Annotated in this window: 14 protein-coding genes and 1 pseudogene; 7 read left to right on the top strand and 8 right to left on the bottom strand. The window is 42.8% G+C overall.

Annotated features, from left to right (window positions below; all coding sequences use genetic code 11):
- Positions 1 to 47: 47 nt before the first annotated feature.
- The 4 genes from hutU to F896_RS07770 all read right to left on the bottom strand — a co-directional run bounded on the left by hutU (position 48) and on the right by F896_RS07770 (position 4,497).
- Positions 48 to 1,724 (bottom strand): urocanate hydratase, encoded by a 1,677-nt coding sequence (gene hutU / locus F896_RS07785; RefSeq protein WP_005204526.1) that lies wholly within the window; start codon positions 1,722 to 1,724, stop codon positions 48 to 50.
- A 238-nt stretch (positions 1,725 to 1,962) separates the two neighbouring features.
- Positions 1,963 to 2,544 (bottom strand): HutD/Ves family protein, encoded by a 582-nt coding sequence (locus F896_RS07780; RefSeq protein ID WP_016164080.1) that lies wholly within the window; start codon positions 2,542 to 2,544, stop codon positions 1,963 to 1,965.
- A complete protein-coding gene (gene hutC, locus F896_RS07775) occupies positions 2,541 to 3,293 on the bottom strand; it encodes a histidine utilization repressor (RefSeq protein ID WP_016164081.1) in 753 nt (250 codons plus the stop codon). The genes F896_RS07780 and hutC overlap by 4 nt, the downstream gene beginning before the upstream one ends.
- Before the next feature lie 148 nt (positions 3,294 to 3,441).
- Positions 3,442 to 4,497, bottom strand: a complete 1,056-nt coding sequence (locus F896_RS07770; RefSeq protein ID WP_016164082.1) for an aromatic ring-hydroxylating oxygenase subunit alpha — start codon at positions 4,495 to 4,497, stop codon at positions 3,442 to 3,444.
- 164 nt (positions 4,498 to 4,661) lie between these two features.
- Between F896_RS07770 and F896_RS07765 the strand changes: the two genes are divergently transcribed.
- The 5 genes and pseudogenes from F896_RS07765 to F896_RS21385 all read left to right on the top strand — a co-directional run bounded on the left by F896_RS07765 (position 4,662) and on the right by F896_RS21385 (position 9,112).
- The gene (locus F896_RS07765) at positions 4,662 to 5,594 is read left to right on the top strand and encodes a LysR family transcriptional regulator (protein ID WP_016164083.1); all 933 of its coding nucleotides are present in this window, start codon (positions 4,662 to 4,664) and stop codon (positions 5,592 to 5,594) included.
- 128 nt (positions 5,595 to 5,722) lie between these two features.
- Positions 5,723 to 6,673, top strand: a complete 951-nt coding sequence (puuE, locus tag F896_RS07760; RefSeq protein ID WP_016164084.1) for an allantoinase PuuE — start codon at positions 5,723 to 5,725, stop codon at positions 6,671 to 6,673.
- Positions 6,674 to 6,773: 100 nt separating this feature from the next.
- Complete coding sequence (locus tag F896_RS07755; RefSeq protein ID WP_016164085.1) at positions 6,774 to 7,334, top strand: dihydrofolate reductase family protein; 561 nt, start codon at positions 6,774 to 6,776, stop codon at positions 7,332 to 7,334.
- A gap of 224 nt (positions 7,335 to 7,558) precedes the next feature.
- Complete coding sequence (locus F896_RS20475; protein WP_016164086.1) at positions 7,559 to 7,804, top strand: zinc ribbon domain-containing protein; 246 nt, start codon at positions 7,559 to 7,561, stop codon at positions 7,802 to 7,804.
- Positions 7,805 to 7,938: 134 nt separating this feature from the next.
- A pseudogene (locus F896_RS21385) lies at positions 7,939 to 9,112 on the top strand (OmpA family protein).
- Between the two features lie 283 nt (positions 9,113 to 9,395).
- Here the strand turns inward: F896_RS21385 and F896_RS07750 are convergent.
- The 4 genes from F896_RS07750 to F896_RS07735 all read right to left on the bottom strand — a co-directional run bounded on the left by F896_RS07750 (position 9,396) and on the right by F896_RS07735 (position 13,474).
- Complete coding sequence (locus tag F896_RS07750; protein ID WP_016164089.1) at positions 9,396 to 10,850, bottom strand: amidohydrolase family protein; 1,455 nt, start codon at positions 10,848 to 10,850, stop codon at positions 9,396 to 9,398.
- A complete protein-coding gene (locus F896_RS07745; protein WP_016164090.1) occupies positions 10,847 to 11,641 on the bottom strand; it encodes an ABC transporter permease in 795 nt (264 codons plus the stop codon). The genes F896_RS07750 and F896_RS07745 overlap by 4 nt, the downstream gene beginning before the upstream one ends.
- A complete protein-coding gene (locus F896_RS07740) occupies positions 11,634 to 12,455 on the bottom strand; it encodes an ABC transporter ATP-binding protein (RefSeq protein WP_016164091.1) in 822 nt (273 codons plus the stop codon). Before F896_RS07740 ends, F896_RS07745 begins: the two co-directional genes overlap by 8 nt.
- 77 nt (positions 12,456 to 12,532) lie before the next feature.
- Positions 12,533 to 13,474: an ABC transporter substrate-binding protein gene (locus F896_RS07735; RefSeq protein WP_050576726.1), complete on the bottom strand. Its 942-nt coding sequence runs from the start codon at positions 13,472 to 13,474 to the stop codon at positions 12,533 to 12,535.
- A gap of 45 nt (positions 13,475 to 13,519) precedes the next feature.
- On the opposite strand from F896_RS07735, the gene F896_RS07725 reads away from it, so the two are divergent.
- Both F896_RS07725 and F896_RS07720 read left to right on the top strand, forming a co-directional pair.
- A protein-coding gene (locus F896_RS07725) for an IS3-like element ISAba21 family transposase (RefSeq protein ID WP_085940850.1) occupies positions 13,520 to 14,685 on the top strand; the annotation gives its coding sequence in 2 pieces (ribosomal slippage) (positions 13,520 to 13,778 and positions 13,778 to 14,685; 1,167 coding nt in all).
- Positions 14,686 to 15,469: 784 nt separating this feature from the next.
- A complete protein-coding gene (locus tag F896_RS07720) occupies positions 15,470 to 16,483 on the top strand; it encodes an isopenicillin N synthase family dioxygenase (RefSeq protein ID WP_016164093.1) in 1,014 nt (337 codons plus the stop codon).
- The last annotated feature ends 36 nt before the right edge of the window (positions 16,484 to 16,519 follow it).

Below are 16,519 nucleotides of genomic sequence, written 5' to 3' on the forward strand. Positions count from 1 at the left end.
GATGCTGCTTACACAATTGCAAAAAGCATCGTAATGTCCTTGTCTGTTTATTGTGTGATCATCGGCAAGTTCAAGCCTTGCTCTTTGGCACAATCAATTGCAATGTCATAGCCCGCATCGGCATGACGCATCACTCCTGTTGCAGGGTCATTGGTCAATACACGTGCAATACGTGCTGCTGCCTCATCTGTACCATCACACACGATCACCACACCTGAGTGTTGAGAGAAGCCCATACCTACACCACCGCCGTGATGTAGTGATACCCAAGTCGCACCGCCTGCAGTATTGAGCAAGGCATTTAATAACGGCCAATCAGATACAGCATCTGAACCATCTTTCATTGATTCTGTTTCACGGTTTGGACTAGACACTGAACCTGAATCGAGGTGATCACGACCAATCACGATGGGTGCTGAAAGCTCACCACTACGAACCATTTCATTAAATGCCAAGCCAAGTTTTGCACGTAAGCCTAAGCCGACCCAGCAAATACGTGCTGGTAAACCTTGGAAGCTGATACGTTCACGCGCCATATCTAACCAGCGGTGTAAATGCTCATCATCTGGAATGAGTTCTTTTACTTTGGCATCTGTCTTATAGATATCTTCTGGATCACCTGAAAGTGCAGCCCAACGGAATGGACCAACACCACGACAGAACAATGGACGGATATAAGCTGGAACAAAGCCAGGGAAATCAAAGGCATTTGCTACGCCTTCATCTTGTGCCATTTGACGAATGTTGTTGCCATAGTCAAAAGTTGGAACACCCATTTTTTGGAAATCCAGCATGGCTTGAACGTGCTGTGCCATCGATTGTTTAGCCGCTTTAACTACAACTTCTGGCTCAGTTTTAGCGCGCTGACGATACTCTTCCCATGTCCAGCCAATTGGTAAATAACCATTTAATGGGTCATGTGCGCTGGTTTGGTCAGTCACCATATCTGGATGTACACCGCGACGAACTAATTCAGGTAGGATTTCTGCTGCATTGCCATGTAGTGCAATCGAAACTGCCTTACCTTCTTTGGTATATTTTTCAATACGCGCCAAAGCATCATCTAAATCAGTTGCTTGCTCATCGACATAACGAGTACGTAAACGGAAATCGATACTGGTTTGTTGGCATTCGATATTGAGTGAACATGCGCCTGCAAGTGTTGCAGCTAAAGGTTGTGCACCACCCATACCACCTAAGCCAGCAGTTAACACCCAACGCCCTGTGAGATCACCATTATAGTGTTGGCGACCTGCTTCTACAAACGTTTCGTAAGTGCCTTGTACAATGCCTTGGCTACCAATATAAATCCAAGAACCAGCAGTCATCTGACCATACATTGCCAAACCTTTCGCATCCAATTCATTGAAATGCTCCCAAGTTCCCCAATGTGGAACAAGATTCGAGTTTGCAATCAAAACACGCGGTGCGTCTTTATGAGTTTTAAATACGCCAACTGGCTTACCAGATTGAACCAACAAGGTTTCATCAGTTTCTAAATTCTTTAGCGTTTCAACGATCTTGTCAAAACATTCCCAGTTACGTGCAGCACGACCGATGCCACCGTAAACAACAAGCTCTTTTGGATTTTCTGCAACATCAGGGTCAAGATTGTTCATCAGCATGCGTAAAGGCGCTTCTGTTAACCAGCTTTTTGCATTGAGCTTTGTACCACGTGGTGCGCGAATTTCTACATCACGAAATTTTGTTGTCGTTGTTGTCACAATCGGACTCCTTCCATTGAGTTTGAATCAGCAAATTAACCTGCTTTACTGTATAGCAATGTATTAACTTGTATATACATCCATATACTACACAAAACTTTTATATTGAAAAGATGCTTTTCAATCCTTTTATGAAAATAAATTACAAGCTAATGAAATAAATAGATTTATTTTTTGATCGGCAATAAAAAACACATACAACCTAAAGTCATATGTGTTTCGTAAAATTTGCAAAAAATTAGATTCTTGTGAGTTCGATCAGACAAGTTTTTTTTAAATGCTGTGATTTTAAAACCAGTTTTTTCAATGCTTTTTGCTGCTCGATTTTAAGACTTTGCTGGTGTGTTAAACAAAAAACCTGCCGATCCACTTCAATTTCTAATGGTTCTACACTCTGATTAAAAATAAAAATTAGATCGGCTGAACTGAAAATCTCAGTGCTTGCTGACTCAAAAATCCATTGATAGCGGGAACGCCATTTTTCAGGATTATAAATCAGATTAAAATCCCGAATCGGCCCGTCGATTAATTCACAACTGGTACTGCTATCCCCACTGAATTGGGCAGATTCTAAGGTTTTCAAATGCTCTGAATCATCGTCAATATTCAATACGATGCCAACACCTTTCAATACCGTGAGGATACGCTGCATGCCATTAAACTTGGAAAAATCACCCGAAGTTTTGACATCCGCCATCGAAATACGCCAATCAAACGCATCCAGACTGTCACCGTCACTTCGGGCAAGCTCAATGGTATAACCTGCACCATTCTTCCACAGCATCTGTTTATAGTCAGCCGTGTCTAAGTGTTGAATCATTGGGTAAACTTACCTTCCAGATAATAACGACTACCTGGATAGATCAATCGCGCACTGGAAATCAGCTGTTTATTCGACCACGTTCGACGACGAATCAATAGACATGGTTCAGTCTTATTAATTTTCAGCCATTTACATTCTTGTGCAGACGCAAGAATTGCTGTCACCACATGTTCCCCTTCAGTCACGGGCGCTTTCGACATTAAATAAGCATTCGGTGTAATACTTTTAAAGTCTTGTGCCAAGTAATCTGGAATCAACATCGGATCAACCAGTCGATCTTCGATCTGTACAGGCACATCATTTTCATAATGCACGATGATTGAGTGAAATAGCTTTTGCCCTTCTCGAATCTGCATCAGCATACTTTGTTCAGCATTGGCTTGAATCTGCTCCAGTACCAAGACTTCGGCATGGTGTTTATGGTTTCGGGCAATGATTTCTTCAGCAATATTATTGACATGGAATAAAGCTGTTCGACCTTGTCCTTCTGCAACAAAAGAACCGACACCTTGGATACGCACCAATAAACCTTCGCTGGTGAGTTCGCGCAAGGCACGATTCACGGTCATGCGGCTACAGCCCAGTAAATTGACTAATTCACTTTCTGAAGGAATTTTTTTATTGACGGTCCATGTTCCTTCATAGATTTTTTGCGAAATCATTTGTTTCACACGTAAATACAAAGGAACAGGACTATCTTCTTCTAAGGACAAATCTAAATCGTTTTGCTTTGCCGCTCTTGACATTGGCTAAAACTCATACTAAATACTATAAGTCATTGTATATTGAATTTAGCAAAATTGTATATACAAGCCTATACAAATAAACAATTTAGGCTTAATAAAGGATAAAGAACTCCGATTTAATCTCTTAAATATCCAAAATCTATTCAAGCTATACCGTATAGCGTTTGCTTAACCCCCATTCAGCCAAGATACGACGGTACATGGTCGAAGAACGATCTGCTTCAAAATGTGCTTCCATACTAATATCTAAAGGTAATTCTTCTGGCTTTTGCGCCTCAACCATCTCTTGATCTTCTGCAAAAATCTGCGCATTAAAATCATACACAGCCTGTAAATCACCCGTAGTATCGAAATTACGGGTTAACGGTACAAATAAACGGGTCTTGTTATGTGAGATGGGACAACAGGCATTTAAAATCTTTAACACCCCATTATTCGGAAAATGAATGGTCAGCACTGCTGAAAATGGTGGATAAACATCAAAGATCCGTTCCCATAAAAAATCATCGGGCGCTAAATTCTGCATCCCATGCGGATAGTTGCTGACATTACTGGTGTAGTTTGTATGCAAGCCATAATCGGTACGTTCAGTCGAATATTTAGGTACCACAGGATTGTCTCGATCAGCAAAGGCCTGATGATGCACCCAAGCAAAGTGTGCCACATCAATAAAACCTTCTAGTTGACGACCGCTTGAACCTGCAATATCCACAGAAGGTGGTAAAATGGCTTGATGTGCCGCACTCTCCCATGTGTCTAATACAGGAAAATTCGCCAAACTTTCATTTCTGCCGAGAATACTGGTCCAGACCAATCCATATTTTAAAACCACGGGAAACTTGGTCAACGAAAAGCGCTCTGAGATTTTAGTTAAATCAGGCTGAGCTGGGATTTTAGAGCATTTGCCATCTTCATTAAAATGAAGTCCATGATAAGGACAAATCAAAGTATTTCCCTCAACCCAGCCCTTACTCAAAGGCACACCGCGATGCGGGCAAATATCCCGAGCTAAATGAATCTGCCCTGTTTCGGTCTTATACAAAGCCAGATTCATATCCAATAAGGTCACTTGCTGCGGTTTGCTGCTCACATCTTCGATACGTGCAACGGGATACCAATGTTGTGCAAGAATCTGCCAATCCTGATCATCAAATTGGCTATGACATGGCTTATTTGGAAGATTGATGAATGGAATTGCGTTCATATCCTATGCTCATTTTTAAGATTTTTCTCTTCAAGAGCAGTGTGGAATAGATCAATATTCTCGTCTATTAGAATGATTTATATGCATCATTCTAAAAATTAGAACAGCCTAGGCACTAAAATTGCTTTTGTATTAAAACCTGCTTTATCTCAAGTGAGTTTGCAATGGCATTGCCATTTTCACGTTTTGCCGATTATTTTATTGCCGTTGCCAAAACAGGCAGTTTAAGAAAAGCGGCCGATCAACTGTTTATTTCTGTCTCCGCGGTACATCGGCAGATTGTTTTGGCAGAAGAAGAACTCGGTGTTGCTTTATTTGAACGTTTGCCCAGTGGACTCAAGCTAACTTTGGCTGGCGAATTGCTCTATGCCGATCTACGCAGCTGGCAAAAAGAGTTTCAAATCACACAGAAACGTTTGAATGAAATCCAAGGCATACAACGCGGTTCAATTGATTTTGGGATGATTGCAGCACTCAGTGAAAGCTTTGTCAGTGCCGTAATGCAGTCTATTGTTCAGCAATATCCGTGGATTAATTTTAAGGTTCGTGTCTTGGACAGTGACCGTATTGCTGATCTGGTGATCAATGCTGAACTCGACTTTGGCTTGATTCTGAATCCTAAACATCAGCACCAATTACAGATCAGTGCCTTTATTGAAATGCCCTTGGGTTTCGTGATTCCCAAACAGCATGCTTTAGCCCATAAAGAAAAAATCTACTTCTCCGATACACTGGAATTCAATCATATTATTCCCGCCGAGCCTTTGGTTATTCATGACCATGTCACGGCCTTATATAAAAAACAGGACTTTCATCCACGTCATACCATCGAATGCAATGATATCCATATGATGATTTCATTACTCAGACAAAACTTAGGTATCAGCATCATGAGTTATCTGGATGCTGCTCCTTATATTGAAAATGGTGAGTTTGAATTTAGAGCAATCAATGACCATGGCCTACATCCGATTACAGTTGCACTTTGTGTTGCACCAAAACGGCAACTTTCTCGGATTGCGCAAATAATGATGAATCAAATCATTATCGAGATGGAGGCACTAAAATCGCGCATGCTAAAGAATATACATCAATAAAATTGTATTTTTGCACCAAAATAAAACAAACAAGTTATTGATTTAAATCAATATAATATTTGACACCCAAAGATTTAATCGAGTAAGTTGATGTGAAGATTCACCTTTTTCACGATTCAGGCATTGCTATGGTTTGGCCCAATACAGACGCTCATTTAACAGCAGACTATCCACGCGATATGGTTGGTTATGCCGATCAACCACCGCATGCACAGTGGCCCAATCAAGCAAAAATCGCGGTGCAGTTTGTACTGAATTATGAAGAAGGGGGTGAAAAACATATCCTGCACGGTGATGAAGGCTCAGAACAGTTCTTGTCTGAAATCAGCGGTGCCGAAAGTTATCCTGCACGGCACCTTTCGATGGACTCGATTTATGAATATGGATCACGGGTCGGTTTTTGGCGCATTCAGCAGGAATTTGCCAAACGCCAATTGCCAATGACCATTTTTGCCGTTGCCATGGCTTTGCAACGGAATCCATTGGTGGTCGAAGCGATCAAACAACACCATTACGATGTGGTGTCACATGGCTTACGCTGGATTCATTATCAAAATATGGATGTTGAAACTGAGAAACAGCATATGGCGGAAGCCATGCATATCCTCAAAGATTTATTTGGTGAAATGCCAACGGGTTGGTATACAGGCCGTGATAGCCCAAATACCCGTCAATTATTGGCGGAATATGATCAGGTGCAATATGACAGTGATTATTACGGTGATGACTTACCTTTTTGGACAACACTCAGTAATGCAGCGGGTGCAAGCCGTCCACATTTAATTATTCCCTATACACTCGATACCAATGATATGAAATTTGCTTCTCCTACTGGTTTTAATCGTAGTGAGGATTTTTTTGACTATTTAAAAGATGCTTTTGATGTCCTCTATGCAGAGGGAGCAACATCACCCAAAATGCTTTCTATTGGCATGCATTGCCGTATTTTAGGACGACCTGCCCGCTTTAAGGCACTGCAACGTTTCCTAGATTATGTACAGAATCATGATCGGGTCTGGATTTGCACTCGTCAACAGATTGCCGAGCATTGGTATACGCATCATCCTTTTCAAGCTTAGTATAATTACAACGTCATAATGTGTCGTATATTCGATTTAAACAATTTATCCAAACAAAATAAGTTTTAAGATACTCCTTTAGAATAAGGAGATGATCAGGATGAAAGTACAATATTTTGCAGCGAGTACGCTGGATGGATTTATTGCAACCGAAGACGATTCTTTAGAATGGTTATTTGGTTTAGGCGAACTGGATAACTCAAGTTATCCTACGTTTATTGCAAATGTTGGTGCTTTGGTCATGGGCTCGGCAACTTATGAATGGATATTGAATAACGCAGAGCAAGTTGCTGCCGAAACAGGTTCACCTTGGCCTTATACTCAGCCAACTTGGGTATTTTCCAATCGCAAACTACCCTTGATTGAAGGTGCAAATATCCATTTTGTACAAGGAGAAATCCGCCCTGTTTATTCTGAAATACAATCCGTCATTGCGGATAAGAATATCTGGATTGTAGGTGGCGGCGAATTGGCGGGTCAGTTCTATGATGCAAATTTGCTTGATGAACTGATTATACAAATTGGCTCGGTCACCCTTGCAAAAGGAAAAGCACTTTTCCCCCGAAGAGTACTTGCTCCAACACTTAAATTGATCTCTGTTCATCCAATGGGTGAAGGTATGGTTGAATTACATTATAGCGTTGAACGTAAACAAAATTAGCCAAACAGTGAATGCCTTAACTAGCCTGTAAATACTGGTAAAGCAATTACAAAAACCTCAACTCAATTTAAATAGCCCATTCTGTTGAACAAAATGGGTTATTCGGAATAATTTTCCAATCTTTGAACTGATACAATTTTATGACCTGATTGCGAATCGACGAAATGCGTTTATACGACATTTCTTAATCCCCAAATAGGAAAAATTAAAAAGGAAGAATACTTATGGCGCTTATTTCATGCCCCGAATGCAGCCGTCAGGTTTCGACCCAAGCAAACTCCTGCCCCCATTGCGGTTATCCTCTGCAGACGCAACGTAACGCGCCCGAGCCAAAAGCATTGCAATCACCGCATGTATTAAGCCGAACCATCATGGCGCTCGGCGCTTGGCTGATCACGCCCTGGATTGCGCGATTCCTCTTTGGACTAGCGGTGCTGGTGTTTGCCTATCTTTCACTTAAGAGCGAATGAATAAGCTTAATTAAAGAACTACATAACCTTGTTGGTTGTACACGTGTTTTTGTAGCCAAAGATAGTCATTCGAAGGACTTAACACGACTCAGTCAAAACAAAATACGGTCAACATATAAGTAGAGTGATTAGACATGTTTTCAATGAACAGATTCATGATGTTGGGAATAGCATTGCTCGCTTGCGCCTGTACGAAGTCACCCTCGGCTGACGAAGATAAGGATAATGCCACGGCGAAAACAGCCAAATCAGCAGCGAAGTCCGCTGGGGATATCGACTTCCCTGTGATCCCGCAAATCGTCGTGCCGGAGATCATCGGTATTGGCCCAGCCCAGCGAGCGCTGGAAACATCGATGCAAGATATCATTGACCCAGTGGCTGGCATCAGTGTCAAGCCCGCCAACTGCGCCACCGACGGCGCATTAGTCAACGATGTGGGCATTACCAGCATGGATGCGCAAGGCAATCTGTCGCGCAACGGTGATGAAGGCATCTTCCATATCGACGCAGACGGCAGTGGTACCGCCAACTACGAAGGTGGCGTCATCGTCGTCAACACAGATGGCAGTGGCACAATCAACGGCAATGGCGACGGTGGCGCTGACGATGGGATCATCTCGGTCGAAGCCGACGGTTCAGGCACGTATAACGGCAAGTACGGCATCATCGCTGGATGGCAAAGGCGGTGGCACTTGGAACGGCGACCACGGGGTGATTCGCAACCAAGGTGATGGTTCAGGCAGTTGGAATGGTCCGCAAGGCATCGTCACCATCAACGCCGACGGCAGCGGTACATGGAACGGTCCACACGGGTTGGTGAGCAACGACGGTAAAGGCAATGGCAGCATTGGCACACCAGCACATCAAGTGAAAATGGCACCAATTCCCAAGGTCACTCCAGCAGGCAAGTTTCCGCCATTAAAAAAATTCGCTCCATCCGGTGTGCCATGTGGGTTCATCATCACTCTCAATGATCAGGTGTTGTTCGATTTCGACAAGTCGGATATTCGTCCTGACGCAGCCAAGGTGCTGGACACCTTAGCCGTGGCCTTGCAGAAAGTGCCAGCCAAGGCAATAGAAATCCGCGGTCATACCGATGCCAAGGGCAGTGACGCATACAATCTGAATTTGTCCGAGCTCCGTGCCAAATCAGTGGGCATGGCCTTGCGCCAGCGTGGCGCTGCAGCCAACGCCAGCACGCGTGGTTACGGCGAGTCGCAGCCAGTAGCACGCAACGCAATCAGCGGCCAAGACAACCCTGCTGGCCGGCAGTTGAACCGGCGAGTGGAAATCTTCGTGCGCACTTGATGATGCTAGCGAGTCAACGATGGCCGCGTTTTATGCTCACAGGCGCATTGTAATACCTCAGTGATGTATACGCCTTTGATAAACGGTAAAACCTTGGATATTGTCTTATAGAACGCAATCTGGCGCATGATCTCGCCCACAGCATGATTAAATACGGCATTCAACAGCAGAAAATTATGTCGAACGTGCTCTAACAACAGGCTTAACAGATTGGCCGAATGGACACGATAAAGGTGCCCGAAAATGCAGTGGGCATCACTTGCTGCCAGCTCTCAACTTTAACTTAGGCTATTTTCGCCATTTCCATACTCCGCTGTTGTAATATCTTTACCGCTTGCTTGGCTTGCCAAGCCAACTCCATCATATCCAGATCAGGAATCTGATCATTCTCCATCACCATTTTCCCTGCGATAAACATCGCCTTAATATGCGCTCGTCCGCCACTTGCCACAGGCCCAATCGCCATATCATGCAAGCCAAAATAACGAGGATCGTCTAACTGATAAATGACCAAGTCAGCCTGTTGCCCCACCTCAATTGTACCGACTTGATCAAGACCCAATATCTTGGCACCACCCACCGTTCCCCAACGAATCACATCCTCAATACTGGCAGCATCTGCACCACCTTCAAATAGTCCTCCTTGATATTGTGGTGTGGCCAACATCCCCTTCCTGGCTCGTTGTAACAACCAAGCGGCATGAGTTTCAGACAACATATCTGCGGCTTCATTGGAACCCGCCCCATCCACCCCAATCGAAATAGTCATGCCTGCCTGTTCCAGAGCAACAAGATCAGCAATACCGCTACCCAAACGAGCATTACTCTGAGGACAATGCGCAATGCCTGTTTTAGTCTGACCCAACAACTGAATTTCTTCGGGTAGTAATTTCACCAGATGGGCAAACCAGACATCACTGCCAATCCAGTCCTGCTCGGCACAGAACTGGACTGGGGTCATACCAAACTTGGCTCTAGCTGCATCCAGATAATCCACTGTTTCAGATAAATGGCTATGCATTCTAATCCCCAATTGTCTGGCGATTTTGGCACTTTCGCGTAATTGCTGTGCTGTGGTCGAATGCAAAGTTGAAGTCGGTGCCATCACGATTTTTCGGAAAGCATTTGAATCTGGCTGATGATATTGCTGCACCAAATGTTCAATATCCATCATATAGTCTTCAAACTTTTCAGGACGTAATGCTTGTGGCAACTCACTTTCCAAACCACGCGTTAAGGTTGCGCCACCACGGCATAGCACAAAGCGCATACCCAATTTTTCGGCTTCATCAAATAAAATTGCAGCACCATCGAACGGCATCTGCGGCCAATATAAATAATGATGATCTGCTACCGTTGCACACCCCGAACGTAATAACTCGATAAGACCGATCCGCACTGCAACCCGAAAAGTCGCTTCATCGAATGCGCCACGGAACCGATACGGCGTACTGGCAAGCCAAGAGGTCAGATTTTGATTTAAACCTTGCGGCTCTCCCTTTAATAAAGACTGAAATAAATGATGATGGGTATTCACCCATGCTGGGTAAACTACACAATCTTTGGCATTAATCACCTGTTCATTCGGCTGAGCACTTAACCGCCCTATTTCAGTAATTTGTCCTGATTGGATGCGGATATCAGTGGATGAACAACGTGCTGCATCCCCAGATAATCCCGTCAAAATGGCATGGGCATTTTGAATTAAATAGTTTTGATTTAACTGCTTTGAACTCATACTTGTTCACTCTCATGCCATTTATTTAAAAAGAACTGGCTTAATAAAGACATCAACACAAATAAGCCCAAACCCGTGCAGGTAATTAGGAATAGTGCGGCAAACATCAAGGGTAAATCCAACTGAAAACCTGCTTGTAAGATTTGATAGGCCAAGCCCGCACTGGTGCCACCCGCACCTGCAACGAACTCAGAAACCACCGCACCGATCAACGCCAAGCCACAGGAAATCCGTAAGCCACCAAAGAAATAAGGCAAAGCATTCGGCACACGTAAACGCATCAAAATCTGCCAACGACTGGCTTTATTGATTTGAAAAAGGTTAAGCAAACCTTTATTGACACTCCGCAGACCTAAAGTGGTATTGGTTAGTATCGGAAAAACCGCAACCAGCATGGCACACACCACCAATGCCAAAGTTGTATTTTGAATCCAGATAATAACCAAGGGTGCGATTGCAACAATTGGCGTCACCTGAAACAGAATGGCATAAGGCATAAAACAGGCTTCGAGCACGCGACTTTGTACAAATACAAAAGCGATCAATGTGCCAATCATTACGGCGCAGACAAAAGCCAATAAGGTGATTTTTAAAGTTACCCATAAACTACCAAATAGCACACTGGACTGATTGATCATCGCCATGACAATATCACTGGGTTTAGGCACGACATAAACAGGCACTTCCAGTTGTTGAAAACTCAGTTGCCAAAACAGTAGGAAGATCAAACCGAGTCCCAATGGCGCGGCAATACGTTGTACCATTGAATGTTGTAGTAATGGTTTAATCATGAGCATGCCCCTCACTTGCCTCAGCCAATAATTGTGATAGATGCGAACATTGTTGAATAAAAATGTCTGAGCTTCGGAAAGACTCATCACGTTGATAAGGCCCTTTAATGTTTAGATCCGCCACTACGCGTCCTGGTCGTGCACCCATCACAATGACCCGTGAAGACAGATACACCGCTTCATAAATACTATGCGTGACAAACACCACCGTTAAATCTCGTTCTGACCATAATTGACGGATATCACTGTCGAGTTTGTGGCGGGTAAATTCATCCAACGCCCCAAAAGGTTCATCCATCAACAATAAATCTGGTTCTGTCACTAAGGCTCTAGCCAATGAGGCACGCATTTGCATGCCGCCTGAAAGTTCACGTGGATAAGCTGCGCTGAATTTTTCTAAACCAACGGCTTTTAAAGCAGCTTGGACTTTGGGTGTACTGGTCGATTTGGCAATATGCTGTAAATCCAAAGGTAAACGCACATTGTCTTCGATATTAGCCCATGGCATTAGCGTGGCTTCCTGAAAGACCATGGCCATTTTGCATTGAGATTGTATTTCAGCCTTGCCATTCCAGCGCACCAAACCTGCTGAAGGTTGCTCCAGATCGGCAAACATTTTTAGCAAGGTACTTTTACCGCAGCCTGACGGTCCCAGTAATGAAACAATTTCACCACGGGCAATATTTAAATCTAGTCGCTGTAAAGCATTGGTCCCATTGGGATAGGTTTTTTCAACTCCTCTAGCCATAATCATCGGCGTGATAAAGGTTGAAGATTCATGTATTGGCGTGTCAAATGGTAAAGCAGAATTCATGTGGTTTCCCCTTCGTGCGAGTGCCCTATTTTGTTAACCCTTTCACCATGACTTCCTTCTAAGGAAAGTATCTCAGGCTATTTGGCAGCTTTAACAAACTGCGTGGTATAAGCGGTTTTCCAATTGGTTTGAGCTTTGAGTAAACCTGAGTTCACCATAAAATCTCGCGTTGCTTTCCAACGTGCATCTGTCATCACGCCAATGCCTTGGGTCTTGGCATCTCCACCATCAATCAGTTTTAATTTGCGCATTTGCCCCACTGCAAAAGTCAGCAGTTCATCATTCATATTCGGATTTTCCTTTTTAATGATGCTATTGCCCAAACGTGGATCAGCTAAATAGTTTTTCCATCCTTCCATCGATGCTTGAACAAAACGGCGTAGCACATCAGGTTTATTTTGAATCACATCATTGCGGGTCACTAAAATACCGCCATAGGCTGGATAACCCGCATCAGCAAATAAAAAGAAATTGCTCGAAGGTTCTGCTTTTTTCGCCTGAAAGACTTCTGAGGTGGCATAGGCTTGCTGGACTACATTTTTACCTGCTAAGAATGGCTGCATATTGAAGGTATAAGGGCGTGCCTGCGCGGCATCTAATTTATATTTGCCTTTTAACCAAGGCCACCAGCTTGCTTGTCCGCTGGTTGAGACTAGAATGGTTTTGCCTTTGAGATCGGCCAAAGACTTTACATCGCTGTGGGTTAACACGCCTTGCGGATCAAATTGAAATGGAGCTGCAACGGCTTTGATGGGAAAGTTACTTTCGATGCCTTTTAAGACTTGTAGATCATAATTAATAATAATGTCGGCACGCTTTGATAATAATAAGGTCATGTTATTGACCTGTGGCCCACCAATTTTAATATCAACATCAAGGCCGTATTTTTTATAAATTCCTTGTGCCAGTGCTTGGTAATATCCCCCTTGCTCGGCTTGTGCAAACCAAGTGGTTTGTAAAACAAGTTTATCGGCTGCAAAACTGGTTGAGCTGAGAACTGATGTGTGCTGAGAAAACAGGAGGTTTTAACTTGGTAAACTATAGACACTCATCAGGAGTTTACCATGAGCAAGAAACAGAAGACTTACACCGCAGAATTTAAAGTTGAAGCAATAAAATTGATTGAAGCCAATCAAGGCAATGTATCGGAAACAGCCAGACAACTTGGCATTTCAATGCAAACTCTTTCAAATTGGAATAATAAAGCAAAGACTGGCACCTTAGCAGGCACTAAACAATATTCACCTGATCTAAATGCCTTACTCGAAGAAAATAAAAAGCTCAAACAACAGCTCAAAACAGCTGAAATGGAACGTGAATTTCTAAAAAAGGCAGCAGCGTACTTTGCGAAAGAAAGTCAGTAAGGTACGCCTATATGAAACAGCAAAGACATTTATTCCCGATTAGCTTTATGGCTAGATTACTTCACGTTTCAGTGTCACGATTTTATGATTGGCTAAAACGAGGCATGAATAAAAGATTGGTTCAGCGAAATCAACAGACAATTTTGGTCAAAATAGCTCATGAGGAAACTAAACAAAGCTATGGCTATATTCGATTAACTAAGCATTTACAAGCGCAAGGTATCAAAATCAGTACGTATGCTGTACGTCAAATAAAAAAGCTCAACCAGCTGTATTGTAAGCGTCATAAGCGTTTCAAAAGAACTACGAAGAGTGATCATAATCGAGCGATCTACGCAAATTTACTAGAGCAACAGTTTTCAATGACTAAGCCCAATCTTGCATGGTCAAGCGATATTACATACATTTGGACTGCTGAAGGTTGGTTATACTTGGCAGCAGTAAAAGACCTGTACACGAAACAAGTGGTTGGCTATAGCTTAAATGAGCGTATGACCGCACAACTTGTTTGCAATGCACTGACTATGGCGATTCGTAATCAAAAACCAACGAAAGGCTTAATTGTTCATTCGGACAGAGGCAGCCAATATTGCAGCCATGAATATCGAAAGATACTGGAAAAATGTGATTTTCAAGGTTCAATGAGCAAACGTGGGGACTGTTACGATAATGCACCGATTGAAAGTTTCTGGGGCATACTCAAGAATGAATTAGTGCATCATTGCAACTATAAAACCAGAGATGAAGCTAAAGCAGATATTACAAAATACATTGTGTTATTTTATAATCAGCGAAGAATTCAAAAGAGTTTGGATTTTAAAACGCCAAATCAAATAGCAGAGAACTTTTATCGGTTAGCTGCCTAGCATATCCCAAGTGAAAGTCTCCTGCTAATTCAGCACATATCAAACTGTGCCTACTCCCAATAATGCGCCCGCGATAACAGTACGTCGCCCTGTGCCTACATAGTGCTGAATATTCATATTAAGACCCCTAAATCTGTATAGATTCATCTTGCTCTTCTTTTTTTGGGGTCAATCAATGTATAAGTTACACATTTCTCTCAAAGCCAAATCAATTGGCTTTGTCCCCAAAAGAGGAACAGCAAACGCTGTAGAGCAATGTCCCGTATGTTCACAACATACTGACCGCTTTTACTCAATTATGATTTAGCAAGCTCTGTGCCAAGATTGGTCTGATCTTGTTTTTTATAGCAATTCTCTAGGTTGGTTTTATTTTTAATTGTTCTTAGCTAAAGCATCGAGATTGATTTTTCAATTTTGTGCGCAATCAAAAATGAAATCGAATACTAAATGCACTGTTTTAAAACAAATTTATGCCCAGAAATGAATCATTTGTACTTTGATGAAAAGAAAACCATTTGTGAACCTTAGAACTTATCTGTGTATTCGTCCATTTTCTTTCATTTATAAACTGGTATAAAAAATGCTTATGACTTTATGTCAGAGTAGAAGCGTTCAGCATAGTTAGTCACATCGACTGTTATGTGGGTCATTGCTCAGAAATCAGCTCACTTTTTCCACCAAGCTTTCTCTTATGGAAAAAGTGCGGCTCTTTTTTGAATGTGACCCCGTCTCTTTCAATCTATTTGATTGGGTCACGGTTTATCCAAAAGATGAGGTTGAAAATATGAATAGCGCCAACATGACAGCATTAGCGGAAAATGACTACAGCTTAGAAGAACTGCAAAAAGAAGCGCGTATGGGAGCTTTGGGCCAAGAAACCTTTGAACGCGAAGTTCGAGTGATTGATTTATCTGACTTTGAACAACGTAAGTATGAGATTGCGGAACAACTCTGGGCGGCCGCCACTGATATTGGTTTCTTTCAGGTCTCGCATCATGGTATTCCACTTGAGCAGATTCAAACTGCATTTGACATGACACAACAGTTTTTTGCTCTGCCTGAACCGGTCAAAGCACGCTACCCACTTAATCGAAATGCAGGTTGGGAAAGTAAGGCTCAGGTTCGTCCATCGACCAGTACTCCTGACCAGAAAGAATCCTATCAAATCACTCGCCCACGTATGGATGGGCTTTATCCAACCGAGCAAGAGCTACCTGATTTTAAAAATACCATGCTTGAATTTGAACAGGCATGTTGGCACGTGGGTATGAAAATACTCTCCTGCTTCGCTTATAAACTGGGTTTTGCCGATAACTTCTTTAGCCTTGCCCATGATCCTGAACAAGACAGCTATCAAAGTACTTTAAGAATGCTGCACTACTATGCGATTGATCCAGCTTTAAAAGATCAATTGGGGCTATGGCGTGCAGGCGCACATACCGATTTTGATTGTTTAACCTTATTGTTCCAACGTAACGGTCAAAGTGGTCTGCAAGTGTGTCCAGGTAAAGATATGGAGCAACAACAATGGACCAGTATCGAACCACGGGATGATGTGATCACTTGTAATATCGGCGATATGTTGATGCGTTGGAGTGATGATCAATTACCTTCTAATTTCCACCGAGTCAAAAATCCAGAAGCAGATGAGTATCAAGGAGCACGTTATAGCCTAGCCTTCTTCTGCCAAGCCAATGAAGATGTGCTGATTGAAAGCCCACAAAAGAAATATCCTGCAATCACAGCCAAAGAATATCTAAAACAACGAATTAGTGCGAATTTTAAAGGGAAATACTAATCGTTGATTCATTGCAGACAGAGGCAAATTGTCTCT

Origin of the sequence: Acinetobacter genomosp. 15BJ (assembly GCF_000400715.1) — a bacterium.
Lineage (GTDB): Bacteria > Pseudomonadota > Gammaproteobacteria > Pseudomonadales > Moraxellaceae > Acinetobacter.

Coding starts and splice junctions, on each gene's coding strand:
- F896_RS07780 (WP_016164080.1), bottom strand. CDS start 2,544: ATGATTCAACACTTAGACACGGCTGACTATAAACAGATGCTGTGGAAG.
- hutC (WP_016164081.1), bottom strand. CDS start 3,293: ATGTCAAGAGCGGCAAAGCAAAACGATTTAGATTTGTCCTTAGAAGAA.
- F896_RS07770 (WP_016164082.1), bottom strand. CDS start 4,497: ATGAACGCAATTCCATTCATCAATCTTCCAAATAAGCCATGTCATAGC.
- F896_RS07765 (WP_016164083.1), top strand. CDS start 4,662: ATGGCATTGCCATTTTCACGTTTTGCCGATTATTTTATTGCCGTTGCC.
- puuE (WP_016164084.1), top strand. CDS start 5,723: ATGGTTTGGCCCAATACAGACGCTCATTTAACAGCAGACTATCCACGC.
- F896_RS07755 (WP_016164085.1), top strand. CDS start 6,774: ATGAAAGTACAATATTTTGCAGCGAGTACGCTGGATGGATTTATTGCA.
- F896_RS20475 (WP_016164086.1), top strand. CDS start 7,559: ATGGCGCTTATTTCATGCCCCGAATGCAGCCGTCAGGTTTCGACCCAA.
- F896_RS07750 (WP_016164089.1), bottom strand. CDS start 10,850: ATGAGTTCAAAGCAGTTAAATCAAAACTATTTAATTCAAAATGCCCAT.
- F896_RS07745 (WP_016164090.1), bottom strand. CDS start 11,641: ATGATTAAACCATTACTACAACATTCAATGGTACAACGTATTGCCGCG.
- F896_RS07740 (WP_016164091.1), bottom strand. CDS start 12,455: ATGAATTCTGCTTTACCATTTGACACGCCAATACATGAATCTTCAACC.
- F896_RS07720 (WP_016164093.1), top strand. CDS start 15,470: ATGAATAGCGCCAACATGACAGCATTAGCGGAAAATGACTACAGCTTA.